This is a genomic window from Pseudomonas sp. 5.2 (assembly GCF_059025405.1).
This window is the reverse complement of sequence record NZ_JBYBHH010000001.1, coordinates 712157-726476: the sequence shown is the minus strand read 5'-3', so window position 1 is coordinate 726476 and position 14320 is coordinate 712157. Positions and strand designations below refer to the sequence as shown.

General features: G+C 60.1%; 24 protein-coding genes. 7 read left to right on the top strand and 17 right to left on the bottom strand.

Annotation, left to right across the window (positions count from 1 at the left end; all coding sequences use genetic code 11):
• Positions 1-15 precede the first annotated feature (15 nt).
• Together AC5PZ0_RS03480 and AC5PZ0_RS03475 are read right to left on the bottom strand one after the other, a co-directional pair.
• Positions 16-1044, bottom strand: a complete 1029-nt coding sequence (locus tag AC5PZ0_RS03480) for a BRO-N domain-containing protein (protein ID WP_493854353.1) — start codon at positions 1042-1044, stop codon at positions 16-18.
• Positions 1008-1181, bottom strand: coding sequence for an Arc family DNA-binding protein (locus AC5PZ0_RS03475; protein ID WP_493854352.1), 174 nt, complete (start codon positions 1179-1181; stop codon positions 1008-1010). Before AC5PZ0_RS03475 ends, AC5PZ0_RS03480 begins: the two co-directional genes overlap by 37 nt.
• 125 nt (positions 1182-1306) lie before the next feature.
• On the opposite strand from AC5PZ0_RS03475, the gene AC5PZ0_RS03470 reads away from it, so the two are divergent.
• The 5 genes from AC5PZ0_RS03470 (at position 1307) to AC5PZ0_RS03450 (ending at position 3059) form a co-directional block, all read left to right on the top strand.
• The gene (locus tag AC5PZ0_RS03470; RefSeq protein WP_493854351.1) at positions 1307-1747 is read left to right on the top strand and encodes an Arc family DNA-binding protein; all 441 of its coding nucleotides are present in this window, start codon (positions 1307-1309) and stop codon (positions 1745-1747) included.
• Between the two features lie 100 nt (positions 1748-1847).
• Positions 1848-2060 carry a hypothetical protein gene (locus AC5PZ0_RS03465; protein ID WP_493854350.1) on the top strand — a complete coding sequence of 71 codons (213 nt, stop codon included), beginning with the start codon at positions 1848-1850 and terminating at the stop codon, positions 2058-2060.
• Positions 2057-2344 carry a hypothetical protein gene (locus AC5PZ0_RS03460; protein ID WP_493854349.1) on the top strand — a complete coding sequence of 96 codons (288 nt, stop codon included), beginning with the start codon at positions 2057-2059 and terminating at the stop codon, positions 2342-2344. The genes AC5PZ0_RS03465 and AC5PZ0_RS03460 overlap by 4 nt, the downstream gene beginning before the upstream one ends.
• A 72-nt stretch (positions 2345-2416) precedes the next feature.
• Entirely contained in the window at positions 2417-2680 is a 264-nt protein-coding gene (locus tag AC5PZ0_RS03455; RefSeq protein ID WP_493854348.1) for a hypothetical protein, read from the top strand.
• Between the two features lie 127 nt (positions 2681-2807).
• Entirely contained in the window at positions 2808-3059 is a 252-nt protein-coding gene (locus AC5PZ0_RS03450; protein ID WP_493854347.1) for a hypothetical protein, read from the top strand.
• A 57-nt stretch (positions 3060-3116) separates the two neighbouring features.
• Here the strand turns inward: AC5PZ0_RS03450 and AC5PZ0_RS03445 are convergent, their stop codons facing one another.
• The 7 genes from AC5PZ0_RS03445 to AC5PZ0_RS03415 all read right to left on the bottom strand — a co-directional run bounded on the left by AC5PZ0_RS03445 (position 3117) and on the right by AC5PZ0_RS03415 (position 6517).
• Positions 3117-3503: a DUF4236 domain-containing protein gene (locus tag AC5PZ0_RS03445; protein WP_493854346.1), complete on the bottom strand. Its 387-nt coding sequence runs from the start codon at positions 3501-3503 to the stop codon at positions 3117-3119.
• Between the two features lie 106 nt (positions 3504-3609).
• Positions 3610-3882: a DUF1799 domain-containing protein gene (locus tag AC5PZ0_RS03440; RefSeq protein WP_493854345.1), complete on the bottom strand. Its 273-nt coding sequence runs from the start codon at positions 3880-3882 to the stop codon at positions 3610-3612.
• A gap of 44 nt (positions 3883-3926) precedes the next feature.
• Entirely contained in the window at positions 3927-4313 is a 387-nt protein-coding gene (locus AC5PZ0_RS03435; RefSeq protein ID WP_493854344.1) for a phage tail assembly chaperone, read from the bottom strand.
• A 9-nt stretch (positions 4314-4322) separates the two neighbouring features.
• A complete protein-coding gene (locus AC5PZ0_RS03430; protein WP_493854343.1) occupies positions 4323-4970 on the bottom strand; it encodes a phage tail protein in 648 nt (215 codons plus the stop codon).
• A gap of 65 nt (positions 4971-5035) precedes the next feature.
• A complete protein-coding gene (locus AC5PZ0_RS03425) occupies positions 5036-5452 on the bottom strand; it encodes a phage tail terminator-like protein (protein ID WP_493854342.1) in 417 nt (138 codons plus the stop codon).
• Positions 5449-6123 carry a hypothetical protein gene (locus AC5PZ0_RS03420; RefSeq protein ID WP_493854341.1) on the bottom strand — a complete coding sequence of 225 codons (675 nt, stop codon included), beginning with the start codon at positions 6121-6123 and terminating at the stop codon, positions 5449-5451. The genes AC5PZ0_RS03425 and AC5PZ0_RS03420 overlap by 4 nt, the downstream gene beginning before the upstream one ends.
• A gap of 1 nt (position 6124) precedes the next feature.
• A complete protein-coding gene (locus AC5PZ0_RS03415; RefSeq protein WP_493854340.1) occupies positions 6125-6517 on the bottom strand; it encodes a hypothetical protein in 393 nt (130 codons plus the stop codon).
• A gap of 40 nt (positions 6518-6557) precedes the next feature.
• On the opposite strand from AC5PZ0_RS03415, the gene AC5PZ0_RS03410 reads away from it, so the two are divergent.
• Positions 6558-6782, top strand: coding sequence for a hypothetical protein (locus tag AC5PZ0_RS03410; RefSeq protein WP_493854339.1), 225 nt, complete (start codon positions 6558-6560; stop codon positions 6780-6782).
• A 6-nt stretch (positions 6783-6788) separates the two neighbouring features.
• Here AC5PZ0_RS03410 and AC5PZ0_RS03405 read toward each other — a convergent pair whose 3' ends face one another.
• The 4 genes from AC5PZ0_RS03405 to AC5PZ0_RS03390 are packed head-to-tail and all read right to left on the bottom strand — an operon-like array spanning position 6789 to position 9409.
• Positions 6789-7166, bottom strand: coding sequence for a hypothetical protein (locus AC5PZ0_RS03405; protein ID WP_493854338.1), 378 nt, complete (start codon positions 7164-7166; stop codon positions 6789-6791).
• Between the two features lie 3 nt (positions 7167-7169).
• Positions 7170-7607: a HeH/LEM domain-containing protein gene (locus AC5PZ0_RS03400; protein ID WP_493854337.1), complete on the bottom strand. Its 438-nt coding sequence runs from the start codon at positions 7605-7607 to the stop codon at positions 7170-7172.
• A 47-nt stretch (positions 7608-7654) separates the two neighbouring features.
• On the bottom strand, positions 7655-8632 hold the full coding sequence (locus AC5PZ0_RS03395; RefSeq protein ID WP_493854336.1) for a major capsid protein: 978 nt from the start codon (positions 8630-8632) through the stop codon (positions 7655-7657).
• A gap of 3 nt (positions 8633-8635) precedes the next feature.
• Positions 8636-9409 carry a hypothetical protein gene (locus AC5PZ0_RS03390; protein ID WP_493854335.1) on the bottom strand — a complete coding sequence of 258 codons (774 nt, stop codon included), beginning with the start codon at positions 9407-9409 and terminating at the stop codon, positions 8636-8638.
• Here AC5PZ0_RS03390 and AC5PZ0_RS03385 point away from each other — a divergent pair.
• The gene (locus AC5PZ0_RS03385; RefSeq protein ID WP_493854334.1) at positions 9409-10062 is read left to right on the top strand and encodes a hypothetical protein; all 654 of its coding nucleotides are present in this window, start codon (positions 9409-9411) and stop codon (positions 10060-10062) included. The two genes, AC5PZ0_RS03390 and AC5PZ0_RS03385, sit on opposite strands and share 1 nt — an antisense overlap.
• Positions 10063-10064: 2 nt before the next feature.
• On the opposite strand, the gene AC5PZ0_RS03380 is transcribed toward AC5PZ0_RS03385, so the two are convergent.
• From AC5PZ0_RS03380 to AC5PZ0_RS03365, 4 genes are read right to left on the bottom strand one after another with little or no spacing between them, the layout of a single operon-like run.
• Entirely contained in the window at positions 10065-11156 is a 1092-nt protein-coding gene (locus tag AC5PZ0_RS03380; protein ID WP_493854333.1) for a minor capsid protein, read from the bottom strand.
• Positions 11083-12534 (bottom strand): DUF4055 domain-containing protein, encoded by a 1452-nt coding sequence (locus tag AC5PZ0_RS03375; protein WP_493854332.1) that lies wholly within the window; start codon positions 12532-12534, stop codon positions 11083-11085. The genes AC5PZ0_RS03380 and AC5PZ0_RS03375 overlap by 74 nt, the downstream gene beginning before the upstream one ends.
• Entirely contained in the window at positions 12534-13862 is a 1329-nt protein-coding gene (locus AC5PZ0_RS03370) for a phage terminase large subunit family protein (RefSeq protein ID WP_493854331.1), read from the bottom strand. Before AC5PZ0_RS03370 ends, AC5PZ0_RS03375 begins: the two co-directional genes overlap by 1 nt.
• Complete coding sequence (locus AC5PZ0_RS03365) at positions 13837-14313, bottom strand: DUF2280 domain-containing protein (RefSeq protein ID WP_493854330.1); 477 nt, start codon at positions 14311-14313, stop codon at positions 13837-13839. Before AC5PZ0_RS03365 ends, AC5PZ0_RS03370 begins: the two co-directional genes overlap by 26 nt.
• Positions 14314-14320: the final 7 nt, after the last annotated feature.

Genomic DNA, 14320 nt, shown 5'->3' with positions numbered 1-14320 from the left:
CCTCCCCTCTGATACTTAAACCGCGTAACGCGTCGGCTGCCGCATAGCAGCCCCTAATCCAGTCAGGAACGAATTAAGCTGATGCAATCGGTTTCGCAGGCTGCGAACCTCGTACCAGGCTCCATCAATTTCGTATCCAGCCTGGCGGAGCTCGCACAGGATCTTCTCGCACAGCGACAGATCCTGAGGGCGAGAGCAGATGTCGCTCATACTTACATCCAGCCAGGCCTGGCCCATGCCTCGATACTCAAGCATTTCAGGGCGGCGCTGGGTCAGCGCTTCAACTGGACAGTGAATATCCAACTCTGGCTTAGCTTGCTCTGGTCCGAGGTACTCGCCCTCAATTGCGTAGCTCGCGACCAAGTTGGCGGCAGCATTAAATTGACACGCAGGGATAAGCTCAACTCGTGGCACTCCGAAGCAGGCATGGAGCGCAGACGCAAGCTTTGCCGTAGCGCTGCGCTGGTGTTCCGAGCTCATCTTGGCTACCCGGCAACGCATGATGTTACTGAGTCGCAAGGCGCCAGGCTTACCGAGGATGTCATCGACCATCGGCACCATCACTCCTTTTGAGTCTTCATAGCGACCATGCTTACGGATCGCTGGCAGCACCTCAGAAGTCACCCACTTCTTGAAGCGCTTGGCCTCGGCCTTGCGGCTCTTGAAGATCAAGGCATAGAGCCCGGATTCATTCACCACAAGCATTTCCTGGGCGCCTGAGGGGGTATTGACAGTGGCAATACCCTTCTCGTCCTCATCCAGACCGTCGGTTTCGCGGTCAGCGCGCCCGTTCACGGCGAGGGAGACGTTGCCGATTGCCAAGGACGCGCAAACATCTGCAGCCACAAACCACGGCTGATCATCAATCAGCAGCGTGCGCACCTGCTGCTTGCCAAAATTGAAAGGGATTACGTTTGTGCTATTATCGCCCATGACGTTGTTTTCCTGATCGATGACTGCGTTGATCTCCGAAGCCTCAGTGTTCCCGCACTGGGGCTTCTTCGTTTTTAGGCTTCCGCCTGTTGCCTCTGCATTGCCCGCCATTTCAGCCCCTCCTCGATTAAAAGGCCAAGCTCGGCATTGAGACTGCGACGGTTGATTCCCGCCTCCTCCTTTGCCTTCTCTTTCAATTCATTCGCAATCCGCAAGCTGTATGCGGGACATTGATGTTCGCCTTTCATGGCTCTCCTCCCTGGGCATGTGGATTCATATTGACGTCACACAAATGTGACGTCAAGTGGATTCTTGAATCTTTTTGAATGCACGAACAGAATCCCTGTTTAATATCATTGCACCTTGGAAACCCATGACTGACCGCCACGTCCTGCCCCCATACTCATTACGGATGCCAGCCGATCTGCGCGAGAAACTGGAGGCGTCCGCATCAGAGGGTAAGCGCAGTCTCAACGCTGAAATCGTTGCGAGGCTTGAGGCAAGCTACGACTTCATTCCTCAGTCCACGGCCATATCAGCCGAAGACGGCGTTTCAGAGCTCAATGAGCTGTACAGTCAGCAAGCTGCAATTTCTGCATTGCAGATCGCCAAGATTAGAGCCTTGGTCGCCCTGAAAGCCGAACTCAATGAATCACACTCCCCAGAAGAGAAAGCGGCCCTGCTTGCTGCATCAACTATTGCTCAGTCTGAAATCGATAGTCTTTCTACCCATAGAAGCGAACTCCTAAGCGAATATGAAAAGCTCAGGGCAGTACTGAAGCTGAACCAGCGCGCGCCGCGAGAGGAGCAATGACGTCCGAATCCTGGGCCTGCGACCTCGCCCTCAGACACAGATAAACTCAAGCCCGGCCAAGCGCCGGATTCCCACATAAATGAGACATCAAGGAAGAACGATGCGAAAGCTGCGCAGCCGTGAAGTGATTGGTCTGAGCGTTGATGAAATCCTTCAAGAGTTCAACGAGCGAGCCTCGGAGCTCGACATCACCGAGGAGAACCTGGTATCGGTGAACGTGAATCCACCTCGTCACGCACTCCGCATTCTCGACGGAGGTAAGATCAAGGAAGCCAACGTCCAGGTAACCTTCATCTACTGGAGTGAGCGATGAGCCACATCAAAGCCCGCGTCGAAGCGCTACGGGAGCTCATCGACGAACTCAAGAATGCTGAAAGCATCTTCGAGCGTGCTGCGCTATTCGCTGCCATTCGGGGCGTTGTAGAGGACCTCGAGAACGACGATCAACTCAATGGCTATGCCAAAGAGAAGGCCTTGGGTGTGCGCTGGCACGCTGCCGCTGCACTCGGCTTCGACGAAAACAATGGCCACACTGCAGAAGCGCATCGAGTGTGGGCGTACGGGGAGATGAACACTCTCGAATCTGCGTACGAGTAAGCATAAGCCCGGCCAAGCGCCGGATTTCTAACATATGTTCACCATGCAACCTCACCTCAGGCAGGAGTAGTTATGTCGAAAAGAAAGCCAGTGAAGCTTCCTGATCACCTAGAGGAGCGTTACAAAAAAGCAAAGCAGGAAGGACTGGAGCGTCACTACGCCGAGAGCAGTCCTCAGATACTCAAAGTGGATCACTATGATGTGATCACCGGCATGGAGAATGGGAAGTACAAAGGCGAGATCACTTTCTTCTTCCCGAATGGAAGCACCAGCGTCCTCTTTGAGTTCGACCCGAAACGGGACGTTTGGCAGACCACTCGCGATTGGAACGACTAGTGCCGCGCTTCTCGCCAAAGCCGACCAAGCGCAGGCCTCCGGTCCCCTTCCTGCCATCCCTCTCGATGACACGTTAATTAAAACTGGCTGCTCGACAGTCTTAAGTTAAATTTTTGGAGCTACCCATATGAACCCTTTCGAGGAAACGCTACAACCCAATGCGCTTGATCCGCAGCAAGCAAGTGAGTTTTTCGTGAAGCTGCAGAGCTACATCGCCTTGGCAGAATCAGATCAGGACCTAAATAACCGCTTCCATCTTGCTCGGGCCTACCTCATCGGATGGACTCATGGTGGTGGTGATCTAGCACAGGCGAAAACCTTCGAGGAAATGATCCACTCAACGCAACGCGTTCGCCGGCACGAGCTCCGTCAGCAGTGAGATTGAAGTCTTCCAGATGCAACAAGCCCAGCGCGGGGCTGGACTGGTTGCCTTGACCTACCAACTACTGCGCTTGGGCCGGTAATAGAGAAACAAGCTGACGGGGATCAAAAGCGCGATTACCAAGCAAAAGATGCTTACTCCACCATCCAGCTTCAGCCAACCCACAATCGCAAGAATCTCTCCAATTATCCATGCAAGCACCCACTCACCCGTCGAGTACTCCCTGGGCCCTCCACTCGAGCTCGCTCGGCTTTGCTTGGCCTTGTAAAGCGTTGAGCTTGAAATGCCAGTTCCTGGTATTCCTGTCGTAACGCGAGTACCGCGTTTGCTGAGATTGACAGTTGCCCCTTTAACGCCGAGCGAGGTGCTAACGTCACTCTTGCTAAGGTTGATTCGTACGCCGGGGGCGACCTTGATGCTTTTTCGAAAACGTAGCGCCATAGCTCGACTCCTTGAGAAAGGCAATATGCCATCTTCTCCCAAAGCCGCCCCACAGGCCATCCTGTCTAGTCATACAGCCTGAACGGAAAACCAGTACCACCACGCCTTATGAAGGCGGCCTCTCGTCCGCCCACTGCTTGAGAATCACCCCCTCCATGTGCCTCAGGTCACCGAAAACCCCAGCCCGCTCCTTCTTGCGGATGCCTACCAGGTCGAGGACGGCTGGAATTGCGCCATAGTCCAGGCCGGAGGCCCCGCCAGGACCCACCCTCCATTGCGTCGTCAATGCCTCGAAGACGCAGAAGGCTGGCCAGTTCTCCGGCCACACCTGCTGATCTTCGCCGCCTACATCATCCTGATTCAGCCCAAAGGCCGCCAAGGCCGCGCTGTCGTCTTGCTCGTACAGCGCGGCGGCGGCCTCACTCAGTTTCCCAAGCGGGCCGCCTGGAAGGCGTCGGAGTAGGCTCGCAGGATCGCCCGCGGCGCCTCATTCAGGCCAGTGACCAGCTGGCGGATCGACTCATCGTCAAATGGCTCATCGAAGCCCCAGCCCTCGGCCACCTCCTTGACCTGCTCGACCTGGATGTCGATCTCCAGTTGAGCCACCTCTTTCAGAGTCGCGCCTTCCTTGCGCGCCGACTCAATCAGCTCCTTCCCCTTCTCATTCCACTCGTCGAACAGGTCGGCCAGAGCCAGCCGGTCACGGTATTTGAAGGTGAAGTCCACTTTCAGCACTCCACCGCCAACCTTGGGGATCTCGACGGGAGCCTTGAAACTGGCAGGCTGGGCGATTTTGAACGACTTGGCCATGTTGGCTCCTTAGGCGGCGTATCGGGTTGGGCGGGCGGCCAGCGACAGCGTGATGGAACGCGTCATCAGGCTGTTGCGGTCCAGGGTTGGGGTGGCGGAGATGGACACGTAGGCGTTGTAGTAGATCACCGAGCCGTTTGGCAGCTTCAAGCGGACCACCCGCGGCTCTTTGTCCTCGTCGGCTTCTTCGCAGATCGGAACGTAGGGCTTCGCCGGGTCGTCCGCGACGGTCAACGTCATGGTGATCGGGTTCTTCGTGGTCGGCAGCTGGCGATCGTCGTCGTCCTCCAGGAAGCCGAAGGTGTAGAACTGCTGCTCGCCACCGCTCATGGCCACCTGGGTGATCTGAGAGATCTGGGCCCAGCTGGTCACGGCCTTGACGGAGCCCGCGCCCGCACCGGCGGTGTAGACCTGGGTTCGGGTGGTGTCGATGCCCTCCAGGGCAAAGGTGCTGGTCAGGGCATCATCGACCCGGGCGACCTTGCCATCCAGGCGCACCCAGCCAGACGTTACGACGACTACATCACCATCTTCCAGGTCATGTGCAGTCGCCGACACTACGGCCGGATTGGCATTGCTGATGGCCGTGGCCAGGATAGCGGTTGCGAACGCGACGCCGATCTCCATGATCGCGCCATTGGGGAGTTTGAACGCCATGTGGGGTTCCTCTGCGGGTATAAAAAAACCCGCTCATGGCGGGTATGGGTTGCCCAATGGGCGGTTCAGTCAGCGCTTGCCTCACCCTTGTAGGTGAAGCTGGCCGGGACTGTATAGGTCGCCGACTCGGTGATGGTTGGCCCCTGCTCCACCGGCTCAGTGACCATGCCCTCGAAGCCGTTGCGACTTAGGGCGGAATCGACCCGGAACAAGCCGGTTAGCTCCTGGACCAGCGTCTCGGCTGCCTCCAGCGGCTGACCTGTCGGGCAAACGATACTGACCTGGTAGATTCCGGTGTACTCATAGGCTTCGCCGCCCAGGTAGCGGCAGGTGGTGCCACCTGGCAACTGGAAGGCCCTTAGGTAGGTTTCATCCTGCATGGGCTCGAAGCCCTCTTCGAAATTGGCCACGCGGATCGGGCGAGCCTCCGCCCAAGCCATCAGCTTGATCTCTATGGCCTGGCGGGCCCTTGCTTGACTCATACGCGGTTGTTCCTGATGGCTTCGTCGACGATGCGCTGAAAGTTAGCCAGCGTCACACGGACCATTCCGTGCGGCGCCTGGGTTGAATGTCCATATTCCAACGGAACCGCGTAGATTAAGTTGTTCACGATGAACGCTGTCTGGCCGATGGTCAGCGCCTGTACCTGGGTGATGAGCTCGGTAATGGCTTCACTGCCGGACGGGTCGATTCGATCTAGCTCTTCGGTCGCCGGCGAATCGATGGAGAACTGCCAGTTTCCTCGGAACCGCCCGCCGACGTAGCCTTGGCCGGCGACTAGGCGATTGGTGGCGAAGTTCTGTACACGCTCAGTCTTGGTCAGGGGCTTGGCGTACTTCAAGCCCTTCCGCAGCTTGCCGGCCTTGGTGAAGTTGTCCTGATTCAGGTTGATCAGGGTGTTGCGGACCGCGACTTTGAAATCGTAATCATCAGCTGCCTTGTTGGCCTTGGCTCGGTGGGCCACGTTGGCCGCCCATAGCTCCGGATTACCTACCGGCGACATACGAATGACGCTGCTGCCGATCTCGATCACAATTTCGCGGAAGGTAGCCTCCAGAGCTTGCCCCGCCTGCTCGGCGAATGCCCGGATAGCCTCGGCGAAGCCGCCCTGCTGGCCGCCGTATCGCTGGGTCATATGGGAGCCGCGCGCCATGTCACTTCCTCAGCTGGATGGTCCAGGTGGCCTGGGCGGGATCTTCGGACACGTTCAGAGTCCGGTAGCCGCTGACCTGGTCGCCGATCTTTGGGGCCGCTGGAATGTCGGTGACAACGCCGGCCAGTTCCTCGAACAGCTCGTTCTGGAGGACCAGCAGCTTCAAGTCCTCGGTCTGGATACGCGAGCCATCGATTTCCTTGGCCAAGTAGCTGCCGAACACCCCGCGGCCGGCGTAGTGGATGGTCGAGGCCGGGACGGTGCCGCCGATCTCGGGGTCATATCCGCCCTTGACCGTGCGGCTACCTGCAACAGGCTTCACCGTGTCGGCCAGGCCATCTGGATCATCGAACGCTTCCGCCAGCTCGGCCTGGATTTCTTCTCGCATGCCCATTCAAATAAACTCCAGCCAACCCCCCTGACAGAGATCGAACATGACAAAAAAAGCTGAATGCGAAATGGCGATACGCCAACTTGCTCACACCTGGGCGGGAACCAAGGAGCAGCCGCCAGGTTGGCACCCGAGCTTCGGAGAGTTCAAAGACTGGCTTCGCACTCATGGTTATGGGCACTACCTAGAGTTCAAGAGCGTGATGCCCGCGAACGATGTAGCTGAGCAGTGGTTTGATCAGGAGCTGAAACAGACCTGGCGAAACTGAAGGCCGTTACACCCGCTTCAGCATCACGGTGCCAGAGCGCCGGATCCATGGGACGATGAGGTCGAGGGCGAAGTTCTCGCCAGCGGAGCGATCGACGGAGCCCGCAACGTAGGTCTTGCTCGTCGAGGTGCCCGACTGGGCAGATACCGACTTGCTTTGCACCTCGCGCTGGGTGTCCTTGTAGAGCTTGCCGGCCGCAGCCAGCTTGGCCATCTGCGCACCGGCAGTCATGATGGCATCCGGCACCGGGTCTGGCACCGCCCGCTTAATCTTGGCCGTGAGCCAGGCATTAGCCATGGAGACGGCGAGAACCGCATCACCGTCGCCTGCCCAGCCCTGCCCGAGTGCCTGGTCTACATCAGCGACGGTGATGAAGTCGGTCATGGCTTATTCCTTCGGGATCAGGGCCTGCAGTTCGGGCTTGTAGAGGGTGGCGTCGAAGGTGATGCCCTTGGCAGTCAGCCATTCTTTCAACTGCGGGACCTTCATCTTGTGCGGGTCGGTCTCATCGTCACCGCCGGTCTCGTCCTCGATCGCCTTGTCGATCTCCGCTTGGCTGCTGACCGAGGCATAGCCGTTCGGCGGGTAGGTCGACGCCTTATAGCCCTCCGCTACACACTGAGCGATGGTGGGGCCGTCCACGCGCAGACCTTCCTCGATCTCGCTGACGCTGATGCCCTGGCGCTGGTAGGCCTCGCTAATGTGAGGGGCATCGCCCTGCACGGACACCGAGACAGCGCCGTCGATCACGCCGAAGAACTGGTCCAGGCGGCGATAGCAGGTGCCGCGCTCGTTGCCCGGCGTGTTGGTGTAGATGACTTTCATGAAGATCTCCTGCGCAGGGCGCCAGGCCGGCGCCCCGCATCATTTGGTCAAGGATTGGCGGTGCCGCTGATGACCGCGGCAAACGGAACCTGCTTGCGGTCGAAGACACGCTTCCAGTTGGCCGCCGAGGCGTATTGGACGGCAGTGGGGCTCAGGTTGCGGTTCTCGCTGCCCTGCCAGCTGAAGCCGGCCGGCTGGAGGATGTAGGTCTTGCGCTCCCACAGCACCTCGGCACCACCGCCGTTGCCGCCGGCGGCGTTGCGCTGCATCTCGACCGGCATGTGGGGGTCGCCCTCTCCGTAACCGAAGGCGCCTTGGCCGAAGAACAGCGAGAGGAACTGGCCCGGCGCGTAGGTCAGGGCGTCGTCCATGAATACCGGCTTGCCCAGATAGGTCGCCAGGATGATCTTGCCCTGCGAGTCACGCAGGTACTCGATCATGTCCTGCTTCACCATCTGGTTCATGACGACCGAGTGGACGCCGATGGCACCGAACATGTCGGCAGCATCGCCGGCAGTGAAGGCGGCGTCTTGGAAGGCATTGGCACTGATCGAGGCGCCCGCATCCTTGACCATGTCGCCGCCGTTCTGGGCGATGTTGGCCGCGATGATGCCGCGGCCGGCGCCCATCAGGTAACGCTGCCACTGGCGGGTCCAGTAGGTGCCGAAGCGGTTGCGGATGTGCTGCATCGGCTCGGAGTTGGCCAGTTCAGCAGTCAGGTCGGATACGCCGTAGCCCTTGTTGAGGTACAGGGTCCGGGCGCGCATGCTGCCCTGCTCGGCCTTGCCGACGGCGCCCAGGTCGTCGGGATCATCGTTGGAGATGTTCGGCGCCTCGTCGGCGTCGAGATCCTGCCAGTAGCTGATCTCGGAAGTGCCTTGGCCGTTCTTCGCGATGTTGTCCAGAGTGGCCGAGCGGGTGATGATGCCCGACTCGTAGACGGCGGTCTTTTCTGGAGAGTTCACCGGCTCCAGAGTGCCGTAGTAGTCGGCAACGAAGATGTCCGACAGTTGGGTAGATGCCATGGGTTAGGTTCCTCGGGTGGCTTGGAGTTTTTTGAAAGCGTCGGGGTTGTCACGAGCCATCGCAGCACGCTCGGTCTCGGTGTACTCGCCCCATTTCTTCGTGGCCTTGCCACCGTTGTCGCCGGTCTGCCCGGCACCCTGAGCCCTTGGCCACAGGTGGGTAGCGGTTTCGCGCAGCGATTCCGCCCATTCGAGGGGAGACAGTGGTGTCTTGCCGTCTTTCCCGTACACGACTTCGCCGGCACGGTCAGTAGCGACAGGCTCACCGTCTTCGCCCAGTTTGAAGGTGCCGCGAGCGCGAAGGATGATGTCCTCGGCAGCCTCGGGCAGCGCGCCGGCCATGATGGCGGCAGCGCGGATGGAGTCAGCCAGCACCTTGTCGCTATACTTGGCAGCGAAGGCTTCGGCCTTGTCCGCACGCTCGTTGGCGGCCTTGACCTGCTTGTCCAGGTCGGTGCGCAGGCGCTCAGTGCGGCGGCTGATGACCTCGTCCAGCTTGCCCTCGGCGATCAGCTTGGTCTCTTCGTCCTGGCCGGCCTTGGCCAGCAGACCCTTGACCGCTTCGATGTCCAGGCCGTCGAACTGGCCTTTCAGCTTGTCCAGTTCGGTCTTGATGGCCTTGTTGGAGCCGATCAGCTCGTTATTTTTGGACTTGAGGCCCGAGACCTCGCCGTCCAGGAATTTCTGCACCTCGCCGCCCAGCGCTGCCTTCAGCGCTGCGGTTTGGGTTTCGTCGAGGGTAAGGCCGTGGGCGGCCGGGTCGAAGTCGAAAGGCATTGCATTTCCCCTTGGGATTGGTCGGCCCGCCTGGCGGGCATGAAAAACTCGTATCGACGGATCTGTTTTTGATGCTTGAAGCGGTAGGATTTACGCCGCCATGCGGCCCTAACGGAAACCCTGAGTCTGGATCGACAAGATCCCCTCGAAAAATTGCGGAAACAACATTGTCATTATTGAAAAAGCTCCACATCACGGTTCAAGTCGCGCTCGTCACCGGCCTTTTCACCGCCGCAGCGACCTGGATGCAGAACCATTCCGCCGAGCTAACCGTGAAGAAGGAAAAACAAATCGCTTGTGTAAAGCGGGTAGATGAGCGGGAAGACAAGCTGCGGCTTCGGGCCGAGACCTTCCTCACCGCAATGTCGAAAGCAATGGCTTACCCGTACTACCCCAAGCCCAATGGGGAGGAGCTCGCAGTACGTTACGAATCATCTGTGGTGGCAGCGCAGGCATTGATCGCGAATGCGCCGCCTCGACTGGCGGCCGCAACAATGAGGCTGACGGGAAAGTACATTCAGGCGGTGAACCCGACCTCGAACGAAGCTGAAAACGCCAAGAACCTGCAGGACTACGCGAGTGAAGTCATCCCATGGCACAATTTCTATTTCGAACATTTGATGCTGTTTGACCAGGCTCGACAGGACTGCTGAGGTCAAAGCCGCGCATTAGTAAACGCAAGTGGTTCAAGCTCTCTGAGTGCCTCTAACGTCAGCGGTTTGAAGTTCTTGTCCAATTGCAGAGCGGCGAAGCGCTCAGCCGTCAGGCCACCATCACGGAACAGCTTGCCGCGCACCGGCCCTAGCGCGGCATCTTGGAACGCCGCTGGCTGCGTCTTAAGCCACTGGTAGTAGCTGAGGCTTGCCGAGACCTGCCCGCCGCCATCAGCTCCCACGGCTGCCCTCGTGGCACCTTGTCCGGACAGCACCGACAACCTGGTGATCGGCGTGATGGTGGTCCGGCAGTGAATGTGGAACGGCGGCACCGGTCCCTTGCCCATCTCGTACTCGCGACCATCGAGGCTCCGACACTGCACGCTGGTCTTCCGGTCCAGGGTGGCGACGATCCGATAGCCAGGCACCGCCTCGGCATTCGCCTTGAGCGTTTCCATGCGCGCGGTGGTGGCCACATGCTGGACTGCGGTCTGAACGACTGCCCGGGCGCTCCGGTTCGTGACCGCCAGCACGCCATCGGTGAAGTTCTGCGCCGCAGTGCCGCGCACGGCTTGGGTGATCTCGGCGTTGGTCTGGCCCTGCACGACACCCATACGGATGGCGTTGGTTACCCTATCCGCCTCGGTGCGCGTCCAACCGTTCAGTAAGGTTTTGAGCAGCTTGCCGCCATCCACCCCGGCAACCTGCAGGGGCTGCGTGTTGATCGCAGCCCGGATCAGGGAGTCCGCCGGCATTACCGCGTCGATCAGCAACGCCTTGGCCAGGCTGCGGCCCTCAAATGCAGCCTCGTACTGCGCGATGTCCACTAGGTCGGATTGCATCCGGTCGCTGAAGGACTTGTAGATCTCCAGCAGCTTGCCGCCCACCCGCCCCAGGAACTCTTCCAACCGGCTCCGGCCGTAGGTAGTCAGCTCCTTGCGGGTTAGCTGGTCGCGGACATGGCTGTCAGCCCGGCGCAGGTAAGTTTCGAACTTCTCGACCTCGCCGGCCTTCAGCCGCTCAAGCAGGACCGCGTGGCGGCTTACCTGCTCCAGCAGCTTCTCGTCCGCCGTTTGCTCCGGTTTCGTCGCCATCGTCTTTGTCCAGGTTGACGCCGCTCGAGCCGTGATCGTCGCCGATCAGTTCGGCCTCTTCGTCGTATGGGTGTTCGGGTAGCTTGCCGGTGGTGAGGTACTGCCAATAGGTCTCGGCGCTGATGGTGCCGGCCATGACACTCTTCTGCAGCTCTGCCAGCACCTGGGCGTCAACCTCTGGGATCACGAACTCTGGCTTGACCATAAAGACAACCTCGTCAGGGTTGTAGCCAATCCACTCCGCCGCGTAGCGCAGGGCCTGCTCGATGCCGGCAGCCGCTGTAATGACGATGCTGTGCAGCGTGGCATGCTGGTCGTTCTGGCGGGTTTTGCGGGCCTCGCCCGACTCGGTTCCCGACACATCCATGACCTTGGCGCCCGCCTCAAGGGCGGCGTTCTTCTGGTCTTCCATCGCCGTGCGGACGGCTTGGATGCCGGCGCCCTGGAACTCCAGGTAGCCGCATTGACCGCTCGGCCCGAGATCCCAGGCTGCGGAAGGACCGGTCACACTGAGTTCCACGCTCTCGTCCAGGCCAGATACCCACGGCTGCGGGTGGCTGGTCTGGTGCAGCGCGGTGAAGTAGTCGGCACTGAGCTGGTACGACTTCAGCGCAGCCCTTGCCATGGTCAGCAGCGGGATCTCGTCCACATCCGGAGAATTGTCGGTGGACCCGCAGTAGATGACCGGGATGTAGTCCAGGCCGCGCACCAAGTTGTTGCTGCCGTCGACAGTGCCCAGCGGGCGGTCGTCTTCTATCAGCTCACCGGCCTCGTTGCGCACGCCAGTGCGGCAGACCGCGCCGTCCATGTAGAATTCGCGATACACCGTCTCACACTCGTGACTGTAGCGGTCCTGCTCCTTACGCCTGAACTCGCGGAACACCGACAGCACCAGGTCCTGACGACCTCCTTGATCGGCGGTGTCCCAGTTGATGGCGTTGCGCACTGCGTAAGTGGCGAAATAAGGCTGGCCAGCGTCATCGATGTTGACCACCAGCGGCACCCGGCCGTGAGAAATGGCCTGGCGCACGATCCGCAGGAACAGCTGAGTCAGGCCAAAGCCATCGGCCGTGGCGTTCTCCTCAAGGCTCTTCATCCCTGACGGTAGCTTTACCTCGGGAATCAGCCGAGAGACCAGGCCCATCATCGAGCGCAGCGAATCCCGCACCCAGTGCTCGTACTGAGCCCGGGCGGTGTAGTTCTGGTACAGGTATGCATTGCCGGCGCCGTCCAGCTTCTCGGCTTCGGTCATGCCGCTCGGTTTTGGCAGGTTGCGCGGGCTGCGCTTAATGGCGCCCTCACCCTCCAGGGCGTCGTCCATCATCCGCCACTCTTCGATGTGAGCGTCGTAGTCTGGGTTGGTGGATTGAACAGGCATTACGCCAAACCTCCGATGCGGCGGGTGCCGGCGGACTGAGTCTTGATCGGGAACCGCTTGGCGATGAAGTAGCCGGCGGCGTCGTTCATGTGGTCGTGCCCCTTCTTTGGGTCCTTGTCCGGCTCACCCTTGTCGGTGTAGGTCTGCCGCTCCAGGCACTGCGTAAGCTGCGGGCACTGGTCGATGTTGACCTTCAGGCGCCGCTCCCCGTAGGTGTTGAGGAACATGGAGTTGACCGCGTTGATGCGATCCTTGACGCCGGGGTTCTGCGAGTCGACCACCACGGTGAAGCCGGCCCTCTTGAGTAGGGATAGGTCCGATTCACTGGCGTTCTTGCTGCTGGTGTTCTGGCCGCTGGCGTCGGGGTACACGGAAACGCTGTGGCCAGAGAAACGAACCTTGATCTTCTCGATCATCTCCGGCGTGTCACGCACCGAGTGGAACTCATCCAGAGCCAGCGGAAGGCCGTCGCGGACGACATAGACCACCGCGGCCATCTTCATGACGTTGAAGTCCATGCCGATGTGCACGGCCTCGCCTGGCTTGACGCGCTCGCTCGTACGGCATTCGGCTCGGTCGAAGGTGTAGTAGACCACCCCAGCGTAGTTTTCGAACCCAGCCTCGTATTCCTGCCGGAACGTGCGCGGGTCCATCTTGCGGCGGGCAGCGTCCAGCTCTTCAGCCGGGACATTGCCGCCCTGCAGCGAGGTGTACTGCCAGCTCTTGTGGTCAGGCTCACCGCCCGGCTGCCCGTCGCGGTAAGTGTCGTAGCAGTGATTGAAGCCCTTCGGCGTGCCGATCCGCAGCGCATGCCCGCCCTTTCTCGACTCCCCGGTCTGGGGGATCGTGTACTGACAGGTCGAGAGCATTGGCCTGAGAACTTCTTCCCAGGCTGCCCACGGGCAGTCCGCCCATTCGTCCACCAGGACAAAGAACAGGCCAGAGCCCCGCAGGTTGTCGTAATTGTCCAGGCCGACCACACGCATGATGTGGCCGGACTTGAGGGTAATCGAGCACTCAGTCTCGTTTGGCCGGGCTGCACGCCAAGCTTCTGGGATGGCCTGCTTCAGCCGGCGCCAGAAGACCCGCTTGGCCTGCTTGAACGTCGGCGCGCCATACCAGATCTCGTCCTCGACACTCACCCCCCACTCCGCAGCCAACCGGGCCGCGCGGCGCATCTCAGCCTTGCCGAGGAAGGTCTTGCCGAATCGACGCCCGCATACCGCATCACGGAAGCGCGCCTCAGGCTGGAAGCCCCAGACGTAAATGTTCGCCTGCTTCGGCGTCAGCTTCACCGGCGGGTCATAGGTACGGGGTAGTCGGGACACCTTCGTCTGGCTCCAGCTTGTACTCAGCAATGGCGTGCTGCTGATCCGCCTGGGAGCCCAGGGGCTTGTCGGGTTCGATCTTGCGGTTGACGTACACGTCGCCGCATTCCTTGGCAGCCTGCTCATACAGCTGGGCAGTCAGCGCAAGGTTGCGCATCCCTTCGGCCTTCTCGGCCATTCGCCCAAGACCGCGCAGACGGAACGCCCGGTTGGCAATGGGGATCTCGGCCACCTCCTCACGGAAGCGCTTGCGGGTGTCTTCGAACAGCGTCCGCCACTTTGCTGCCAAGTTGGCCCCGGCACGCTTAGTTGGGTCGTGCTGCTCCACCTGCTGGCGGGTTACATCGATGTCGAATTCTTGCTTGACGGCTTGTGAGACCTGGCTAGGCGTGTCAAAGCACGCCAAAGCCTGAACGATGAAGGCTTTCACATCGCTTTTCAGGGCTGCCATAGATTGG